The sequence below is a fragment of the Streptomyces sp. NBC_00273 genome (genome assembly GCF_036178145.1).
Classification (GTDB): Bacteria; Actinomycetota; Actinomycetes; order Streptomycetales; family Streptomycetaceae; genus Streptomyces.
Window position 1 is genome coordinate 6,372,151 of record NZ_CP108067.1, and the last position, 17,547, is coordinate 6,389,697.

General features: G+C 70.2%; 15 protein-coding genes and 2 tRNA genes. 13 read left to right on the forward strand and 4 right to left on the reverse strand.

Annotated elements, in window-relative coordinates; translation table 11 throughout:
• The first annotated feature begins 76 nt into the window (after positions 1–76).
• Positions 77–976 carry an ABC transporter ATP-binding protein gene (locus OG386_RS28185; protein WP_328790433.1) on the forward strand — a complete coding sequence of 300 codons (900 nt, stop codon included), beginning with the start codon at positions 77–79 and terminating at the stop codon, positions 974–976.
• A 3-nt stretch (positions 977–979) separates the two neighbouring features.
• Here the strand turns inward: OG386_RS28185 and OG386_RS28190 are convergent, their stop codons facing one another.
• Entirely contained in the window at positions 980–1,618 is a 639-nt protein-coding gene (locus tag OG386_RS28190) for a DUF4232 domain-containing protein (RefSeq protein WP_328790434.1), read from the reverse strand.
• 82 nt (positions 1,619–1,700) lie between these two features.
• On the opposite strand from OG386_RS28190, the gene OG386_RS28195 reads away from it, so the two are divergent.
• From OG386_RS28195 to OG386_RS28215, 5 genes are all read left to right on the forward strand, one after another.
• The gene (locus tag OG386_RS28195; protein ID WP_328790435.1) at positions 1,701–3,089 is read left to right on the forward strand and encodes a pyridoxal phosphate-dependent decarboxylase family protein; all 1,389 of its coding nucleotides are present in this window, start codon (positions 1,701–1,703) and stop codon (positions 3,087–3,089) included.
• On the forward strand, positions 3,086–3,541 hold the full coding sequence (locus tag OG386_RS28200; RefSeq protein ID WP_328790436.1) for an HD domain-containing protein: 456 nt from the start codon (positions 3,086–3,088) through the stop codon (positions 3,539–3,541). The genes OG386_RS28195 and OG386_RS28200 overlap by 4 nt, the downstream gene beginning before the upstream one ends.
• Before the next feature lie 176 nt (positions 3,542–3,717).
• Entirely contained in the window at positions 3,718–3,912 is a 195-nt protein-coding gene (locus OG386_RS28205) for a membrane protein (RefSeq protein ID WP_030008564.1), read from the forward strand.
• 312 nt (positions 3,913–4,224) lie between these two features.
• Positions 4,225–4,803 carry a TIGR04222 domain-containing membrane protein gene (locus OG386_RS28210; RefSeq protein WP_328790437.1) on the forward strand — a complete coding sequence of 193 codons (579 nt, stop codon included), beginning with the start codon at positions 4,225–4,227 and terminating at the stop codon, positions 4,801–4,803.
• Between the two features lie 320 nt (positions 4,804–5,123).
• The gene (locus OG386_RS28215; protein ID WP_328790438.1) at positions 5,124–5,747 is read left to right on the forward strand and encodes a hypothetical protein; all 624 of its coding nucleotides are present in this window, start codon (positions 5,124–5,126) and stop codon (positions 5,745–5,747) included.
• Positions 5,748–6,336: 589 nt separating this feature from the next.
• Here the strand turns inward: OG386_RS28215 and OG386_RS28220 are convergent.
• Positions 6,337–6,407 (reverse strand) — tRNA-Gly (locus OG386_RS28220).
• A gap of 168 nt (positions 6,408–6,575) precedes the next feature.
• On the opposite strand from OG386_RS28220, the gene OG386_RS28225 reads away from it, so the two are divergent.
• From OG386_RS28225 to clpX, 5 genes are all read left to right on the forward strand, one after another.
• A tRNA-Pro gene (locus OG386_RS28225) sits at positions 6,576–6,652 on the forward strand.
• Between the two features lie 164 nt (positions 6,653–6,816).
• A complete protein-coding gene (gene tig, locus OG386_RS28230; protein ID WP_328790439.1) occupies positions 6,817–8,205 on the forward strand; it encodes a trigger factor in 1,389 nt (462 codons plus the stop codon).
• 280 nt (positions 8,206–8,485) lie between these two features.
• The gene (locus OG386_RS28235) at positions 8,486–9,103 is read left to right on the forward strand and encodes an ATP-dependent Clp protease proteolytic subunit (protein ID WP_030008567.1); all 618 of its coding nucleotides are present in this window, start codon (positions 8,486–8,488) and stop codon (positions 9,101–9,103) included.
• A 54-nt stretch (positions 9,104–9,157) separates the two neighbouring features.
• Positions 9,158–9,823, forward strand: coding sequence for an ATP-dependent Clp protease proteolytic subunit (locus OG386_RS28240; RefSeq protein WP_150257432.1), 666 nt, complete (start codon positions 9,158–9,160; stop codon positions 9,821–9,823).
• A 153-nt stretch (positions 9,824–9,976) separates the two neighbouring features.
• Positions 9,977–11,263: an ATP-dependent Clp protease ATP-binding subunit ClpX gene (gene clpX / locus OG386_RS28245; protein ID WP_030008569.1), complete on the forward strand. Its 1,287-nt coding sequence runs from the start codon at positions 9,977–9,979 to the stop codon at positions 11,261–11,263.
• Positions 11,264–11,340: 77 nt separating this feature from the next.
• Here the strand turns inward: clpX and OG386_RS28250 are convergent, their stop codons facing one another.
• The gene (locus OG386_RS28250; RefSeq protein ID WP_328790440.1) at positions 11,341–12,282 is read right to left on the reverse strand and encodes a hypothetical protein; all 942 of its coding nucleotides are present in this window, start codon (positions 12,280–12,282) and stop codon (positions 11,341–11,343) included.
• A gap of 127 nt (positions 12,283–12,409) precedes the next feature.
• Between OG386_RS28250 and OG386_RS28255 the strand changes: the two genes are divergently transcribed.
• Positions 12,410–15,058, forward strand: a complete 2,649-nt coding sequence (locus OG386_RS28255) for a valine--tRNA ligase (RefSeq protein WP_328790441.1) — start codon at positions 12,410–12,412, stop codon at positions 15,056–15,058.
• Positions 15,059–15,240: 182 nt separating this feature from the next.
• Complete coding sequence (locus OG386_RS28260; RefSeq protein WP_328790442.1) at positions 15,241–16,389, forward strand: sensor histidine kinase; 1,149 nt, start codon at positions 15,241–15,243, stop codon at positions 16,387–16,389.
• A 16-nt stretch (positions 16,390–16,405) separates the two neighbouring features.
• On the opposite strand, the gene OG386_RS28265 is transcribed toward OG386_RS28260, so the two are convergent.
• Entirely contained in the window at positions 16,406–17,455 is a 1,050-nt protein-coding gene (locus OG386_RS28265; protein WP_328790443.1) for a rod shape-determining protein, read from the reverse strand.
• Positions 17,456–17,547: the final 92 nt, after the last annotated feature.

Below are 17,547 nucleotides of genomic sequence, written 5' to 3' on the forward strand. Positions count from 1 at the left end.
GGCGTCATGGCCGCCGGCCCACCGTGATCCGTAGCGTCGGAGCCACGATCAGGGCGGCGGCGAGAGGCGGCACACCATGGGGCTCCGACGGAGCAAGCGGCAGCACGAGCAGCACGAGCAGCACGAGCAGGACGGGCAGGACGGGCAGGACGGGCAGGACGGGCAGGCCGCACAGGAGCCGTACGACAGCACGGCCGCCGTCGAGCTGCGCGGCGTACGGCGGGCCTACGGACGCGGGGGTTCCGCCGTGCACGCGCTGCGCGGGATCGACCTCAGCCTGCCGCGCGGCAGCTTCACCGCCGTCATGGGACCCTCCGGCTCCGGCAAATCGACCTTCTTGCAGTGCGCCGCCGGACTCGACCTGCCCACCGAGGGATCCGTCCGGCTCGGCGGAACCGAGATCACCGCGATGAACGAGAACGAGCTCACCGAACTCCGCCGCAGCCGCCTCGGCTTCGTCTTCCAGGCGTTCAACCTGCTGCCGTCCCTCACCGTCGAGCAGAACGTACTGCTCCCGATGCGGCTCGCCGGCGGCCGCCGCGCGCACGAGGGCCGGGCCCGCGCCGCCGAGCTGCTCGCCCGCGTCGGCCTGGAGGGCAAGGGCGGCCGCCGCCCGGCCGAGCTGTCCGGCGGCCAGCAACAGCGCGTCGCCATCGCCCGGGCCCTCGTCACCCGGCCCGACGTGGTCTTCGCCGACGAACCCACCGGCGCGCTCGACACCACCACCGCGGCGGAGGTCCTCGGGCTGCTCCGGGACGCCGTCGACTCCCTGCGCGCCACCGTCGTCATGGTCACCCACGACCCGGCCGCCGCCGCCCACGCCGACCAGGTGCTCTTCCTCGCCGACGGCCTGATCGCGGACCGGCTGCCGCGCAGCTCCGCGGCGATCGTCGCGGCCCGGATGACCGCACTCACCGCCCGCCGCGTTCCGGCCGCCGCCGGTGGTGTCGCCGCCCCTGCCGTCGCCGCCGCCTGAGGCTCAGCGGGCCAGCGGCTGCCACGGCCCGAGCCCGAGCTTCCCGGTGTTCCCGAGGTCCACCGGTGCGGCGAGCCGCAGCCACAGCCGGGGGGCGCCGGGCCGGGGCTCGACCTCCACGATCCGCGCCGTCACGGCCGGCGTCGCCGACTCGGTGACGAGGTTGCGCCACACGATCCCGAAGACCGCCGCCTGTCCCGGGGCCAGCGTCACCGGGCGCGGCGCCTCGTCCAGGTTCGGCGTGCCCGTGGTGATCCCCGCCGACCCGTGCTCCACCGCGACCTCCAGCGGATCGTTGCGGTCGTCGCGCAGCGACAGCTGCGGGTAGCCCTCCAGTACGTACGGCTGCGTACCGCAGTTGACCAGCTGGAAGTCCGCCACCCGCAGCCCCATGGCCGCGTTGCCCTCCATCTCGACGAGCCGGACCCCGCCCTCGGGGCAGGGTTCCACGGTGCCCGGCGGCGCCGAGGGCGCACTCCGGACGGGCGCGGGCTTCGCCGGCACGCTCACCGCGGTCGGCCCCGGAGCCGCCCTCGGGGCCGGTGGCGTAGAGCATCCGGCCGCCCCTGCCAGCACCCCCGCCAGCGCCCCCGCCGTGACCAGGCCCGGTATCCCTCGCCCCATCCACCGTTTCGCGATCATCCGGCGAGCCTACGACGCCACGCGGGCCAGTTCCCGTGGATTGGCCCGCCCCCTCGGCCCCGGCCGCGCCTAACGTGCCCCCATGGACCGCACGCTCGCCGCCGACCTCGCCCGGCTCCCCGAACTCCTCGACGCCACCCGCGGCGCCGCCGCCGACGCGCTCGCCACCCTGGACGCGCGTCCCGTCGTACCGCCCGCCGGAAAGCCGCACGACCCCGAGCCCCTCCCGGAGCACGCCACCGGCACGGACGCCGCGCTCGCCGCCTTCCGCGACCGCTGGGAGCCGCGGCTGTCGGCCTCCGCGGGACCGCGCTACCTCGGCTTCGTCACGGGAGGCGCCACCCCCGCCGCCCTCGCCGGGGACTGGCTCACCGCCGTCCACGACCAGAACTCCAACTCCGCCCTCGACGGCGGCGGACAGGACCTCGAACGCGAGACCGTCGGCTGGCTCCGCGACCTCTTCGGCCTGACGGCCGCCCACTCCGGCACCTTCGTCTCCGGCGCCACCATGTCCAACACCACCGGCCTCGCCATCGCCCGCGAATGGCTCGGCGAACGCCTCGGCGTGTCCCCGGCCGAGGACGGCGCGGCCGCCCTCGGCCCGGTCCGCGTGCTCTCCGGCGCCCCGCACTCCTCGATCGCCAAGGCCCTCTCGGTCCTGGGCCTCGGCCGCAACTCCCTGGTCCGGGTGCCCACCCTGCCCGGCCGCGAGGCCGTCGACCCCGCCGCCCTGGAGCGGGCGTTGGCCGACACCCCCGGACCGGCCGTGGTCGTCGCCAACGCGGGCACCGTCAACACCGTCGACTTCGACGACCTCCGGGCGATCGAAACCCTGCGCGAGCGCCACGACTTCTGGCTGCACACCGACGCCGCGTTCGGGGCCTTCGCCGCCCTCTCCCCGGAGCACGCGCACCTCGCCGACGGCCTCGACGCCTCCGACTCCGTCTGCGTCGACCTGCACAAATGGCTCAACGTCCCCTACGACAGCGCCGTCCAGTTCACCCGCCGGCGCGACTTGCAAGCCCGCGTCTTCCAGAACTCCGCCGCCTACCTCGGCCCCCTCGGCGAACACCCCGACCTCGTCCACCTCACCCCCGAGAACTCCCACCGGCTGCGCGCCCTCGCCGCCTGGTTCACGCTCCGCGCGTACGGCCGCCAGGGCCACCGGGAGATCGTCGAACGCGACATCGCCTGCGCCCGCGAGCTGGGCGCCGCCCTGGAGGCGGACCCAGCCTTCACCCTCCTCGCCCCGGTCCGCCTGAACGTCGTCTGCTTCACCCTCGCCGAGGCCCCCACCCCGGAGCGCCTCACCGCCCTGCGCGAGGCGGTGGCCGCCGAGGTGTTCGTCACTCCCACCGTCTACGGGGGAACCGCCGCCCTGCGCGCCGCGTTCTCCAACTGGCGTACCACGCAAGCGGACGTACGCCGGGCAGCGGCGGCCCTCGGCGCAGCGGCAAGGGAGATCGCATGACCAACAGCCCCCTCACTCTGATCGAGGTCGAGTCCCTGGCGCGCAGCGCGCACGAGGGCCAGACCGACAAGGCCGGCCGGCCGTACGCCGAACACCTCGCGGCCGTGGCCGAGGGCGTGCGGCTGCGCGGCGGCAACGCCGAACAGCAGGCGGCGGCCTGGCTCCACGACGCCATCGAGGACGAGGCCCTCAGCCTCACCTGGCTGGATGCCGCGGCCCTCCCGCAGGCGGTGAAGGACATGGTCCTCGCGGTCACCAAACGCCCGGGCGAACCGGTCGAGCAGTACGCGGCCCGCATCCTGGCCACCCCGGGCGCCCTGCTCGTCAAGGAGGCCGACCTCGCGCACAACGCGGACCCCGTACGCCTCTCCGTGCTGGACGGTCCCACGCGCGAGAGGCTGTCCGCAAAGTATGCGAATATCCGTTCCCTCCTCGGTCTCACCACCCCGTGACCCGTGCCCCGCGCCCGAAATAATCCTGTCGCACATGTGGTTGGCGGAAACGGAACCACGGCTGTTCGGCACGGGGCGTATAGCCGGGGCCCGTTGGTGGGAGGATGGTCCATGTGGGGGTGTGCCTGGCCGTGCGCCCCGGGCCGACCAGGGGACGACCGAAGGTGTGATCAGTAGTGGCCATTTCGCTGTCAGTGGTGGTTCTGTTGGCGGTCATCCTGGTGGTGCTGATCCGCGGCAACCACATCAAGACGGGCCCCGCCATCGTCGCGGCGCTCTTCGGCTTCTTCCTCGCGTCCAGCTCGATCGCGGACGACGTGAATCGTTTCTTGAACTCCCTCGCGACGATGATCGCGAACATCAAGCTCTGAACCCCCGCGCACGGCGTCGTCAGGCGCCGTCCCGGGACCGCTCCAGACCCTCCACGGCCGCGTTGTGGAAGTCACGCTCAGCGGCCCGGCAGGGGGCGGCGAAGAACATCGCCCGTTCCGCGTCCCTCCCGGCCCCCTCCGCCGGAACACGCCAGGCGCACACCCTCCCCTGAACGACACCGTACTGCGGCCCTGCAGGCAGCCCCCGAGGCCGCAAAAGCTCAGGAGAAGCTCTGAGTACGGCTGAAGGCGGGCCAGAGCCGCCAACCCCGGGACACCATGCGGCACAGGGGTCCAGAAGGGGGAGACGGTATGGCAAGGGAGCACCACCAGACGGGAGCGGGCAGCGGGGGAGAGGCACTCGATCCGTACGAGTACGCCTACCTCGCCGGTGGCGAGCGGCGGGTCGTGGAGAGCGCGATCATCTCGCTCGTCGAGCGCGGGACGCTGTCCCTGCGGGCCGCCCGGCTACGCACCATCGGGGCAGAACTTCCGCAGCATCCGGTCGAACGCGCGGTGATCGCCGCCTGCCCGCGGAGCAAGCGCGTCCAGGAGGTGTTCGAGGCGCTCGAGCACTGCGACGAGGTCGACGAACTCGCCCGCCGGCTCGTCCTCCTCGGCCTCGTGCGCAACTGGCGACGACGGACCACCCGGGCGGGGCGCCGCCGCCTGGCGGCCGCAGCAGCGGAGGGAAGCCTTCCCCCGTACGTACTGGAAGGCCCGGCACGCCTCGACCCGGGCCCCGTCCGGTACGGACTGCTCGTCGACACCGGCCCCGACGGCCTCGGACGCACCCTGCGCCGCATGGGCAAAGCCCTCGACAACGAGTCCGATCATCATGCCGCGGACGGCGGCTTCAGCTGTGGAGGGGGTGGCGGCGGTGCGGACTAGGCCGTGCACCGAGCCCGCTGCTCGGCGCGGGTGAAGAGGGGGTGGGGGGAGGGGGGAACGGCATGAGCTGATGCGGCTGCTGGCCGGCGACGACGCGGTATCCAAGGCCGCTCCGGCGGCCCTTGCCGGCGGGGACGAGCACGACGTCGTGGAAGGCGAGTGCTGCGGCCGGCAGGGCGGTGGTGAACCTCCTCTGCACTGCGCCGAGATCGCCCCCACCGCCAGCGTGGTCACCAGGGAGCCGCCTCGATCCGCACGTCAAAGGACCCTCCCTCACCGGCGGCCTGGGGCGTGTCAGTGGTTGGTGACAGCATCCGGGGGTGCTGCTCAAGGGATACGACGACGGTCCGCTGGTTGCGGGCGAGCCACTGCTGGCCCGCCCGGGCTTCTGGTCGAACTACCTCATGGAGATGTGTGGCGAGGGGGCGAGCGCTGAACGTCCCCTTCCGGAGTGGTTCGGCGATGACGGCGCCGATACGGATGCCCTGTCCGAGGTCCTCTTCGATCCCGAAGGCTGGCCGGTGTTCCGGGTACCGGCTGAAAACGGTCCCGGAGTCGTGGTGATCTACCGCAACTTGGTCGGCGACTACGGCACCGACTACCTCCTCACCCGTCCGGGCCGGACCCACGCCCAGCAGATCGCCACCCGGGAAGGAGACCTTTCGGGGACCGGGCTGACGTGGCACGAACTGGTCCGCCTCGCCGACAGCCCGTCCTCCACGGCCGAAGGCGTCGAGGACACGGCCGCCCGCCTCCTGCTGCTCCTTCCCCTCCTCACCGACTCCGACGTGTCAGAGTCGGTGCCGGCAAGGCTCAGTACCGCCCTGACGTCTGTGGGAGCGCCGCAAGAGACCGCCGTCAGTACGGCGAAGCATCTGCTCACCCACCTGACGAGGAGATCGCGCCACGATCCCGCGTGGGCTTCGCCACTGAGCGGCAGCTGAAGGACCGGGATGAAAGCAGCCGCTCATCCATGGGGAGGATCTTGGGACGGCCGGCGTGTCTCTCCCTCAACGCGAGCGCTGCGCCCCGCTACGGCGGCGCAAGCGCCCTTGACGCAGCAGCCCGGCACAGCGCCCGACAGGTTCGCCACCCGTCGTCCTCACGTTGGAAGCGGGCGAGACCGCGGCTCCTCATCGGCTGATGGCACTGCGGGCATCTGGGAGGGCCGCTAGACATGCCCGGCACCCCATCCCGGGCGCCGGCTCGTGGCGCCATGAGCTCGGGGATCACCGACCTCGCCCGCAGCATCCGGTCCCTGAGCTGCGCAAACGGGGGTCAGCGAACACCTGGAGGATCGCTCCGACAGCCGTCGTTGACCGCTGCTCCCGCTCCTCAGCCCGATGCCCGTCGATGCACTTTCATGATCTTCGGCACACGGGCAACACGCTCACCGCGTCAACGGGCGTCAGCACACGGGAGTTGATGACGCGCACGGCCGCAGCACCGCCCGCGCGGAGCTGATCACGGCCCCGGGAACGACGGAGGGCCAGGTTGAGGAAACCTCCTCTGACCTGGCCCTTCGTACTTCTGAGCGGGTGACGGGAATCGAACCCGCGTAGCTAGTTTGGAAGACTAGTGCTCTACCATTGAGCTACACCCGCAATGCACGCGCCGCAGGTCCGGGGACCTCGGCACGGACAGCATCCTAGCGGGTCGCTCCCGGTCGGTGCACACCACATTCGGCGTCGTGGCGGAGGTCCGCCCCAAACGCCTCCGGAAACCCCGCGCATCAGAGTGTCTCCGGGCATGTACCCTACGTGTCGCACCGACGGGGTGTGGCGCAGCTTGGTAGCGCGTCCGCTTTGGGAGCGGAAGGTCGTCGGTTCGAATCCGGCCACCCCGACCAGCAGCAGTGTCTCCGCAAGATCGCGTTGTGGGCAGATTGCCGCTTGCGGTTACTATGCAAGCTGCGTGCCCGTGTGTCTGATGTACCGGGCCGAAGTCCGCCGAACCGCTGAATCACAGCGCGACGGCAGAATCCCCAGCAGTCAGCCACAAGGAGACCGAACCGTGAAGAGCGCCGTGGAGACCCTGAACCCGACTCGGGTTCGGCTCACTGTTGAGGTGCCCTTCGAGGAGCTCAAGGACAGCCTCGACGCGGCGTACAAGAAGATCAACCAGCAGGTCACGGTGAAGGGCTTCCGCAAGGGCAAGATCCCGGCCCGCGTCATCGACCAGCGCTTCGGCCGCGGTGCGGTGCTGGAGGAGGCCGTCAACGACGCGCTCCCGAAGTTCTACACCGAGGCCGTCAACGAGGCCGACCTGAACCCGCTGGGCCAGCCGGACGTGGACATCACCGAGCTGAAGGACGGCGAGGTCCTCGCCTTCACCGCCGAGGTCGACGTCCGTCCCGAGATCGAGATCCCGGACTTCTCCGGCATCGAGGTCGAGGTCGACGCCATCGAGGTCTCCGACGAGGACGTCGAGAAGTCCGTCGAGCAGCTGCGCGGCCGCTTCGCGTCCACCACGGACGTCGAGCGCGCCGCCGCCGAGGGTGACGTCGTCACCATCGACCTCGAGGCCAAGGTCGACGGCGAGGTGCTGCCCGACGGCGTCGCCTCCGACGTCTCCTACACCATCGGCTCGGGCGAGCTCCTCGAGGGCATCGACGAGGCCGTCACCGGCCTGGAGGCCGGCGCCGAGGCCACCTTCACCTCGCAGCTGAAGGGCGGCTCCGCCGAGGGCAAGGACGCCGAGGTCACCGTCAAGGTCACCAAGGTCTCCGCCAAGGAGCTCCCGGCGCTGGACGACGAGTTCGCGCAGCTCGCGAGCGAGTTCGACACCATCGAGGACCTCAAGGCCGACAGCCGCAAGCGCCTCGAGAACATGAAGCAGTACGACCAGGCCACGCAGGCCCAGGAGCGCGTCCTGGAGAAGCTGCTGGAGCTCGTCGAGGTCCCGATCCCCGAGAAGCTCCTCGCGGACGAGGTCCAGACCCGCAAGCACAACCTGGAGCACCACCAGCTCGGCCAGATGGGTCTGACCATCGAGAAGTACCTGGAGTTCCAGGGCAAGACGGTCGAGGAGTTCGACGCCGAGACCTCCGAGCAGGCGATCAAGGGCATCAAGACCCAGTTCGTCCTCGACGCGCTGGTCAACAAGGAGAAGCTGGGCGTCAACCAGGAGGAGCTCACCGAGCACCTCATGCGCCGCGCCGCTTCCTCCGGCATGTCCCCCGACCAGTTCGCCCAGGCCGTGGTCGAGGGCGGCCAGGTTCCGATGCTGGTCGGCGAGGTCGCCCGCGGCAAGGCCCTCGCGGTCGTCGTCGAGGCCGCCAAGGTCGTCGACACCAACGGTGAGGTCGTGGACCTGTCCGACGAGGACGAGGAGCAGGCCGCCGAGACCGTCGAGGCCGCCGTTGACGGCGACGACGAGGTCAAGGCCGAAGAGGCCAAGTAACACCCCGGGCGAAGCCCACTGAGCAGTGCCCCAAGGGCCCGGACGCAGTCGTGTCCGGGCCCTTCGGTATGGGCCCCGTAAGGCCCCGGGAGCTTGCGCTCCGAGCGAACAGTTCAGGAAGCGGGATGGCGTTGTCCTACCTGCGCGTTAGGGTCCATGAATACGAGGGCACGTGAGTACCCGGGCGCCGGCGGACCCGTCCGCTCCGGCCGGACCGGACCGGACCCCAGAACGAGACGCTGAGACGGCACATGGCCGTCGGAGACGAGCAGGTGGATACGTGACGAATCTGAAGCCTTACGCCGCGGGTGAGCCGTCCATCGGTGGCGGCCTCGGCGACCATGTCTACAACCGGCTCCTCGGCGAGCGCATCATCTTCCTCGGCCAGCAGGTCGACGACGACATCGCCAACAAGATCACCGCGCAGCTCCTGCTCCTGGCCGCCGAGCCGGAGAAGGACATCTACCTCTACATCAACAGCCCCGGTGGCTCCGTGACGGCCGGCATGGCCGTCTACGACACCATGCAGTTCATCCCGAACGACGTCGTCACCATCGGCATGGGCATGGCCGCCTCGATGGGGCAGTTCCTGCTCACCGGTGGCGCCAAGGGCAAGCGCTTCGCCCTGCCGAACACCGACATCCTGATGCACCAGGGCTCCGCCGGCATCGGCGGCACCGCGTCGGACATCAAGATCCAGGCCCAGTACCTGCTGCGCACCAAGCAGCGGATGGCCGAGATCACCGCGTTCCACTCGGGCCAGACCGTGGAGGCGATCATCCGCGACGGTGACCGCGACCGCTGGTTCACCGCCGAGGAGGCCAAGGACTACGGCCTCATCGACGAGATCATCTCGGCCGCGTCCAACGCGCCGGGCGGCGGCGGCACCGGGGCCTGATCCAGGCTCCACCGTCAGTACCCGTCAGCCGACAGCCCGCAGAACGCCACCAGGATGGTGAACACCCAGATGCAGAACAACTTCTCCGCGAGCGGCCTCTACACCGGCCCGCAGGTGGACAACCGCTACGTCATCCCGCGCTTCGTCGAGCGCACCTCGCAGGGCGTGCGCGAGTACGACCCGTACGCGAAGCTCTTCGAGGAGCGCGTGATCTTCCTCGGCGTGCAGATCGACGACGCGTCCGCCAACGACGTCATGGCGCAGCTGCTGTGCCTGGAGTCGATGGACCCGGACCGCGACATCTCCATCTACATCAACAGCCCTGGTGGCTCCTTCACCGCGCTGACGGCGATCTACGACACGATGCAGTTCGTGAAGCCGGACATCCAGACGGTCTGCATGGGCCAGGCGGCCTCTGCCGCCGCGGTCCTGCTGGCTGCCGGTACCCCCGGCAAGCGCATGGCCCTGCCGAACGCCCGCGTGCTGATCCACCAGCCCTCGGGTGGCACCGGCCGCGAGCAGCTCTCCGACCTGGAGATCGCGGCCAACGAGATCCTGCGCATGCGTGACCAGCTGGAGACCATGCTGGCCAAGCACTCGACGACGCCGATCGAGAAGATCCGCGACGACATCGAGCGCGACAAGATCCTGACGGCCGAGGACGCCCTCGCGTACGGCCTGATCGACCAGATCGTCTCGACCCGCAAGAACTCCCACTGATCCTTGCCGCCAGTTGACGCGGGCACATCGTCGGATTCGGCGATGTGAACCACGTCAAGGGGGCCCCGCACGGGGCCCCCGGCAAGGTACCGTCGGATATGAGGCACCAGGAGCGCTGAACCAGGCGTCTCCCAGGCGAAGGGGAAGCACCTCGTGGCACGCATCGGTGACGGCGGCGATCTGCTCAAGTGCTCGTTCTGCGGAAAGAGCCAGAAGCAGGTGAAGAAGCTCATCGCAGGACCCGGTGTTTACATCTGCGACGAGTGCATCGACCTCTGCAACGAGATCATCGAAGAGGAACTCGCGGAGACCTCCGAGGTCCGGTGGGAGGAACTCCCCAAGCCCCGTGAGATCTACGAGTTCCTGGAGAGCTACGTCGTCGGCCAGGAGCCGGCGAAGAAGGCGCTCTCCGTAGCGGTCTACAACCACTACAAGCGCGTGCAGGCCGGCGAGAACGGCGGCGCGCAGGGCCGGGACGACGCGATCGAGCTCGCCAAGTCCAACATCCTGCTGCTGGGCCCCACGGGCTCGGGCAAGACGCTGCTCGCGCAGACCCTCGCCCGCATGCTGAACGTCCCCTTCGCCATCGCCGACGCGACGGCGCTGACGGAGGCCGGGTACGTCGGCGAGGACGTCGAGAACATCCTGCTGAAGCTGATCCAGGCCGCCGACTACGACGTCAAGAAGGCCGAGACCGGGATCATCTACATCGACGAGATCGACAAGGTGGCCCGCAAGAGCGAGAACCCGTCGATCACGCGCGACGTGAGCGGCGAGGGCGTGCAGCAGGCCCTCCTGAAGATCCTGGAAGGCACGACCGCCTCCGTACCGCCGCAGGGCGGCCGGAAGCACCCGCACCAGGAGTTCATCCAGATCGACACGACGAACGTGCTCTTCATCGTGGGCGGCGCCTTCGCCGGCCTGGAGAAGATCATCGAGTCGCGTGCGGGCGCCAAGGGCATCGGCTTCGGGGCGACGATCCGCTCGAAGCGCGAGATCGAGGCCAGCGACCAGTTCCAGGAGGTCATGCCGGAGGACCTGGTGAAGTTCGGGATGATCCCCGAGTTCATCGGCCGCCTCCCCGTGCTGACCTCCGTGCACAACCTGGACCGTGAGGCCCTGCTCCAGATCCTGATCGAGCCGCGCAACGCGCTGGTCAAGCAGTACCAGCGGCTGTTCGAACTCGACGGTGTGGAGCTGGACTTCGAGCGCGAGGCGCTGGAGGCCATCGCGGACCAGGCGATCCTCCGCCAGACGGGCGCGCGCGGCCTGCGCGCCATCATGGAAGAGGTCCTGATGTCGGTGATGTACGAGGTCCCGTCCCGCAAGGACGTGGCCCGCGTGGTCATCACCTCGGAGGTGGTCCGCTCCAACGTCAACCCGACGCTGGTCCCCCGGATCGTCCCGAAGGACCAGGGCCCGCACGAGAAGTCGGCGTAGCCGCAGGACAGTACGCAGAAGGGGCGCCCCGATCGGGGGCGCCCCTTCTGCATGTCCTGCTGTGTCCCGCTGTCCTGCTACTTCTTGACGCGGGACGTGTTGTAGAGCTTCGCGGCGAGTTCCGCGGTCTGATCCAGGGTGTAGCCCGACTTGCCACTGAGCAGGGAGGCCACTTCCATGGAGGTCACCTTGCCCACGGTGCTGAAGTCACCCCAGATGCAGATCGGGAGGGTGAACTCCTTGGGTCCCTTGACCGTCGTGTCCTTCTTGACGAACTTGGCTTCCTGGCACTTCATCACGGCGCCCTTGAAGTTGGCCGGACTCATCGTCTTGGGGCTGCCGATGAGCTCGACCGACATCTTGCTGTCCTCCTTGGCAGCCTCCAGCTTGGCCGTGGCGAAGTAGTCGTCCACGGCCTTCTCCGGGGTTGCCACCTCGCCGTAGAGGCCCGAGAAGTTGAGGAGTTTGCCGGCCAGCGGGTTCGACGGGTCCTTGGCGGTCTCGTAGACCATGCCCACCTTGGTGGGGTTCTTGATGCCCACCGCCTCGGCTTCCTTGCGGTCCTCGTCGGAGAAGCTCTTCTCCTTGTACTTCGGGTCCTTCTTGAAGTCGTCCACCGACTCCGGGGCGACCAGCTTGTAGCCCTTGGTGTCCGCGGAGATGTTGCCGCCCCCGCCGCCGCCCAGGAAGTACCAGCCGCCGCCCGCGATCAGCGCGACCGCGACGACCGCGCCGATGATCACGCCGGCCTTGGACTTCTTCGGGGGCTGGCCGCCGTACGGGGCCTGCTGCTGCGGGTGGCCGTACGCCGGTGTCGGGGGCTGCTGGGGGTAGCCCTGCGGGGGGACGCCCGGCTGCTGCGGGTAGCCGTAGCCCGGCTGCGGGGCCGCGGGCTGGCCGTACGGGTTGGGCTGGGGGGCGGGCTGGCCGTACGGGCCGGGCGGCGGCGGGGGCTGCTGCCCGTACGGTCCCGGCTGCTGGGGCTGCTGCCCGTAGGGCCCTGGCTGGTTGTAGCTCATCCCGCGTCCCCCAATGAGGTTGCTTATACGTTTCACACATCCTGACGGAAGCCAGCCGCGGGAAGGGCGCCGGGCCCGGGGAATACCGGTTTCATGACTGGACTGTTACCGCTCTAAACTGTGCCCCGTGACCGAGAACACGCAGACACCCAGCAGCCCCACCTCCGAACTGCCGACCACGTACGCGCCGGCCGAGGTAGAAGGGAAGCTCTACGAGCGCTGGGTAGAGCGCGGTTACTTCGAGGCGGACGCCAAGAGCGAGAAGCCTCCGTACGCGATCGTCATTCCGCCGCCCAACGTCACCGGCAGCCTGCACCTGGGCCACGCCTTCGAGCACACGCTGATCGACGCCCTCACCCGCCGCAAGCGCATGCAGGGCTACGAGACGCTGTGGCAGCCCGGCATGGACCACGCCGGCATCGCCACCCAGAACGTCGTCGAGCGCGAACTCGCCAAGGAGGGCAAGTCCCGCCACGACCTCGGCCGGGAGGCCTTCGTCGAGCGCGTCTGGCAGTGGAAGGGCGAGTCCGGCGGTCAGATCTCCGGCCAGATGCGCCGCCTCGGCGACGGCGTCGACTGGTCCCGTGAGCGCTTCACCATGGACGAGGGCCTCTCCGAAGCCGTCCAGACCATCTTCAAGAAGCTCTACGACGACGAGCTGATCTACCGCGCCGAGCGCATCATCAACTGGTGCCCCCGCTGCCTGACCGCGATCTCCGACATCGAGGTCGAGTACCAGGACGACGAGGGCGAGCTCGTCTCGATCCGCTACGGCGAGGGCGACGCGTCCATCGTCGTCGCGACCACCCGCGCCGAGACGATGCTGGGTGACACGGCCGTCGCCGTCCACCCCGAGGACGAGCGCTACAAGCACCTCGTCGGCACCGAGATCGAGCTGCCGCTCACCGGCCGGCGCATCCCGGTCGTCGCGGACGAGCACGTCGACCCGGAGTTCGGCACCGGCGCCGTCAAGGTGACCCCGGCGCACGACCCGAACGACTTCGAGATCGGCCAGCGCCACAACCTGCCGAACCTCGCCGTCATGGACGAGCACGCGATCATCACCGCCCACGGCCCCTTCCAGGGCCTGGACCGGCTGGAGGCCCGCTCCGCCATCGTCGGCGCGCTGCGCGCCGAGGGCCGGATCGTCGCCGAGAAGCGCCCGTACACGCACTCCGTCGGCCACTGCTCGCGCTGCAAGACCACCATCGAGCCGCGTCTGTCGATGCAGTGGTGGGTCAAGGTCGGCCCGCTCGCCAAGGCCGCCGGTGACGCGGTCCGCAACGGCGAGGTCAAGATCCACCCGCAGGAGATGGAGAAGCGGTACTTCGACTGGGTCGACAACCTCCACGACTGGTGCATCTCGCGCCAGCTGTGGTGGGGGCACCGCATCCCGGTCTGGTACGGCCCGAACGGCGAGGTCGTCTGCGTCGGACCGGACGAGCAGCCGCCCACCGGCGAGGGCTGGACCCAGGACACCGACGTCCTGGACACCTGGTTCTCCTCGGGCCTGTGGCCGTTCTCCACGCTCGGCTGGCCGCAGCAGACCGACAGCCTGGCGAAGTTCTACCCGAACGCCGTCCTGGTCACCGGTTACGACATCCTCTTCTTCTGGGTCGCCCGGATGATGATGTTCGGCCTCTACGCGATGGACGGCACCCCGCCGTTCCACACCATCGCCCTGCACGGCATGGTCCGTGACGAGCGCGGCAAGAAGATGTCGAAGTCCTTCGGCAACGTGGTCAACCCGCTGGACTGGATGGACAAGTACGGCTCCGACGCCGTCCGCTTCACCCTGGCCCGCGGCGCCAACCCGGGCATCGACGTCCCGATCGGCGAGGACTGGGTCCAGGCCTCCAGCAAGTTCGCCAACAAGATCTGGAACGCCACCCGTTTCGCGATGATGAACGGCGCCACGATCGAGGGCGAACTGCCGCCCGTCGAGCAGCTGTCGGCCACCGACCGCTGGATCCTGTCCCGGCTGAACGAGACGGTCGCGCAGGTCGACGCGTACTACGAGGACTACCAGTTCTCGAAGCTCAGCGAGGCGCTCTACCACTTCGCGTGGGACGAGGTCTTCGACTGGTACGTCGAGCTGTCGAAGACGACCTTCTTCGCGGGCGGCGAGCAGGCCAAGGTCTCCGGCCGCGTCCTCGGCGAGGTCATCGACGTCATGCTGCGGCTGCTGCACCCGGTCGTCCCCTTCGTCACCGAAACGCTGTGGACCACGCTGACCGGCGGCGAGTCCCTCGTCATCGCCGACTGGCCCAAGAGCGTGTCCGTTCCTGGGGCTGACGCCCCGGGCGGCTTCCGCGACGAGACCGCCGAGGCGGAGATCGCTTCCGTCCAGTCGGTGATCACCGAGGTCCGCCGCTTCCGCAAGGAGCAGGGGCTGCAGGACGGCCAGAAGGTTCCGGCCCGTCTGGAGCTGGGCGCCACCGGGCTGGGCGCCCACGAGGCGGCCATCCGGCAGCTGCTGCGCCTCCAGCCGGAGGGTGACTCCTTCAGCGCCACCGCGACCCTCCCGGTCGCCGGCGGCACCGTCGCGCTCGACCTGTCGGGCACCATCGACGTGGCGGCCGAGCGCAAGCGCCTGACGAAGGACCTGGGCGCCGCGGAGAAGGAGAAGCAGCAGGCCGAGGCGAAGCTCGGGAACGAGGCGTTCATCGCCAAGGCTCCGGACAACGTCGTGGACAAGATCAAGGGCCGGCTCGCCAAGGCCGAGGCGGACATCGCCCGACTCCAGGCGCAGCTGGACGGCCTGCCGGCCGCCTAGCACCCGGTACGCACGTACAGGAGAAGGCCCCCGCGCCGTCGGTCGCCGCGGGGGCCTTCGCCGTGCCCCTTCCCCGTGCGGGAGCCGGCGTCACGGCGGAGACTGTCCGAAGTGCCCTAAATCACTACTTTTTCGGTTCCCGGTGATCCGAACCGAAGCGCTGACCACGGATGATGGAGGGCATGCGCGTCAAGCCCGTCGTCCCGGCCTTCGACCGGCTGGTGGCTTCCGGCCGCCGGCACACCGAGAGCTGGGCCGGGTCGCCGCGGGCCGTGGACGCGCTCACCGCGCTCGGCTGCCTCGGCCTGATGGCCCTCGACCTTCCGGGTCTGGCCGCCGCCGACAACTCGCTGACCGGGCCGACCGCCGCCGTCGTGCTCGCCCTGGGGTGCACCACCTTGCTGGTGCGCCGCCGACAGCCCTGGATCTCGTACCTGGCGGCGCTGCTGTTCATCGGGTGGCTGCACGAGCTCACCCTGATCCAGTTCGCCCTCTACTCGGTCGGCCGCTACCGCGGGCGCCGGGCCGGGATCCTCGCCACACTCGGCTACGTCGCCTTCGCGCTGGTCATGTTCGTCCTCCCGGGCTGGCCCGAGCCCGCGGGGCAGACCCTCAGCGGGTTCCTCAGCGTGGTCGTGCCCATCGGGGTGCTCGCCTCCGCGGTGGGCATCGCCGCCTACCGGCACGACCTGGTGGGGGAGCTGACCGCCCGGCGGGCCGAGTCGGCCGTGCTCCACGCCGTCCAGCAGGAGCGCACCTCCGTGGCCCGTGACGTCCACGACTTCGTCGGGCGCGAGCTGACCCTGCTCACGGTCCGCTCCGAGGTGCTGTCGATGCGGGCGCGCGAGACGGCGTACGGGCCGGACTTCGAGGAGTTGGCCGACACCGCCCGGCGGGCCCATCTGGTGCTCAACGAGATCATCGTGCAGCGCGGGGAGCGGGCCTCGACGCCGGGTGTGGACGGGCTGCCGGCGCTCGCCGAGGAGAGCGGGCGGGCCGGTTCGCCCGTCCGGCTCGCGATGGACCAGGACGTGCACGGGCTCTCCCCGCTGCGGCAGGCGGCGGTCTACCGGGTGGTGCAGGAGTGCCTGACCAATGCCGCCAAGCACGCGCACGGGGAGACCATCGACGTGTCGATCACGGCGGACGGCCCGCGGCTGCGGATAGCCGTCAGCAACGCCCTGCCGGCCCGGACCCCGGGCCGGGCCCCCGTCTCGGCGGGCTCGGGCACGGCGAGCATGTCCGAGCGCGTGCGCAGCCTCGGCGGGACCCTGACGACGACGCGCACGCGGAACTCGTACGAGGTCGTCGCCACCCTCCCGCGCGGCTAGGTCATCGCTCGACGACCTAGCCCCGCGCCGGGGCGAGCAGGCCGCCCAGGGTGTCCAGGTCCTCCACGCAGCGGCCGGAGCCCAGCGCCACGCAGTCCAGCGGGTCGTCCGCGACGAAGACCGGGATGCCCGTTGCGGAAGCCATCCGCAGGTCCAGGCCGGGCAGCAGGGCGCCGCCGCCGGTCAGCACGATGCCGTGTTCCATCACGTCACCGGAGAGTTCCGGCGGGCACTCCTCCAGGGTGGTGCGGACGGCGGCGATGATCGCCTCGATCGGTTCGTCGAGCGCGGCCCGGACGTCCTGGACGGTCAGCCGGAGGGTCTTGGGCATGCCGCCGACCTTCTCGCGGCCGCGCACGGTGAAGGTGCGCGTCTCCAGCTCCGGCCGGTCCGGGACCGGCCAGGCCGATCCGACGGCGACCTTGACGTCCTCGGCGGTGCGCTCCCCGATGAGCAGCCCGTGTTCCTTGCGCACGTGGTCCATGACCGCCGCGTCGAGCCGGTCCCCGCCGACGCGCAGCGACCGGGACGTGACGATGCCGCCCAGGGAGATGACGGCGACCTCGGAGGTGCCGCCGCCGATGTCCACGACCATGGAGCCGCGGGGTTCGGCCACGGGCAGCCCGGCTCCGATCGCCGCGGCCATCGGCTCCTCGATCAGGTGCACGACCCTGGCTCCCGCCCGGGTGGACGCCTGGACGATGGCCCGCCGCTCGACCGGGGTGACGCCGGAGGGCACGCAGATCACCATCCGGGTGCGGGGCCGCCGGCCCGGGACGACCTTGCGGACGAAGTGCCGGATCATCTCCTCCGCGGCCTCGTAGTCGCAGATCACGCCGCCCCTGAGCGGGCGGATCGCGGTGATGGAGCCGGGGGTGCGGCCGATGGTCTCCTTGGCGTCCGTACCGACGGCCAGGGCGGTGGTGGTGCCGGCCCGCACGGCGACCACGGACGGCTCATTGAGGACGATCCCGTGCCCCCGTGCGTAGACGAGGGTGTTGGCGGTGCCCAGGTCGATCCCTATGTCGCGGCTGGATGTCGTCTTGTTGCTGCTGGCCTGCGGCATTTGTTCCCCTATCTCCTGCCGCAAGGCTTGCATAACGATCCGGTCGCTCCTGGCGCCGGAGGTCCCGAAACGGCCGGGCCGAAAGTCCCCCG

What these genes read in the sequence shown, in the direction of transcription:
- OG386_RS28185 (WP_328790433.1), top strand. Translation starts at nt 77, where the DNA reads ATGGGGCTCCGACGGAGCAAGCGGCAGCACGAGCAGCACGAGCAGCAC.
- OG386_RS28190 (WP_328790434.1), bottom strand. Translation starts at nt 1,618, where the DNA reads ATGATCGCGAAACGGTGGATGGGGCGAGGGATACCGGGCCTGGTCACG.
- OG386_RS28195 (WP_328790435.1), top strand. Translation starts at nt 1,701, where the DNA reads ATGGACCGCACGCTCGCCGCCGACCTCGCCCGGCTCCCCGAACTCCTC.
- OG386_RS28200 (WP_328790436.1), top strand. Translation starts at nt 3,086, where the DNA reads ATGACCAACAGCCCCCTCACTCTGATCGAGGTCGAGTCCCTGGCGCGC.
- OG386_RS28210 (WP_328790437.1), top strand. Translation starts at nt 4,225, where the DNA reads ATGGCAAGGGAGCACCACCAGACGGGAGCGGGCAGCGGGGGAGAGGCA.
- OG386_RS28240 (WP_150257432.1), top strand. Translation starts at nt 9,158, where the DNA reads ATGGTGAACACCCAGATGCAGAACAACTTCTCCGCGAGCGGCCTCTAC.
- OG386_RS28250 (WP_328790440.1), bottom strand. Translation starts at nt 12,282, where the DNA reads ATGAGCTACAACCAGCCAGGGCCCTACGGGCAGCAGCCCCAGCAGCCG.
- OG386_RS28260 (WP_328790442.1), top strand. Translation starts at nt 15,241, where the DNA reads ATGCGCGTCAAGCCCGTCGTCCCGGCCTTCGACCGGCTGGTGGCTTCC.
- OG386_RS28265 (WP_328790443.1), bottom strand. Translation starts at nt 17,455, where the DNA reads ATGCCGCAGGCCAGCAGCAACAAGACGACATCCAGCCGCGACATAGGG.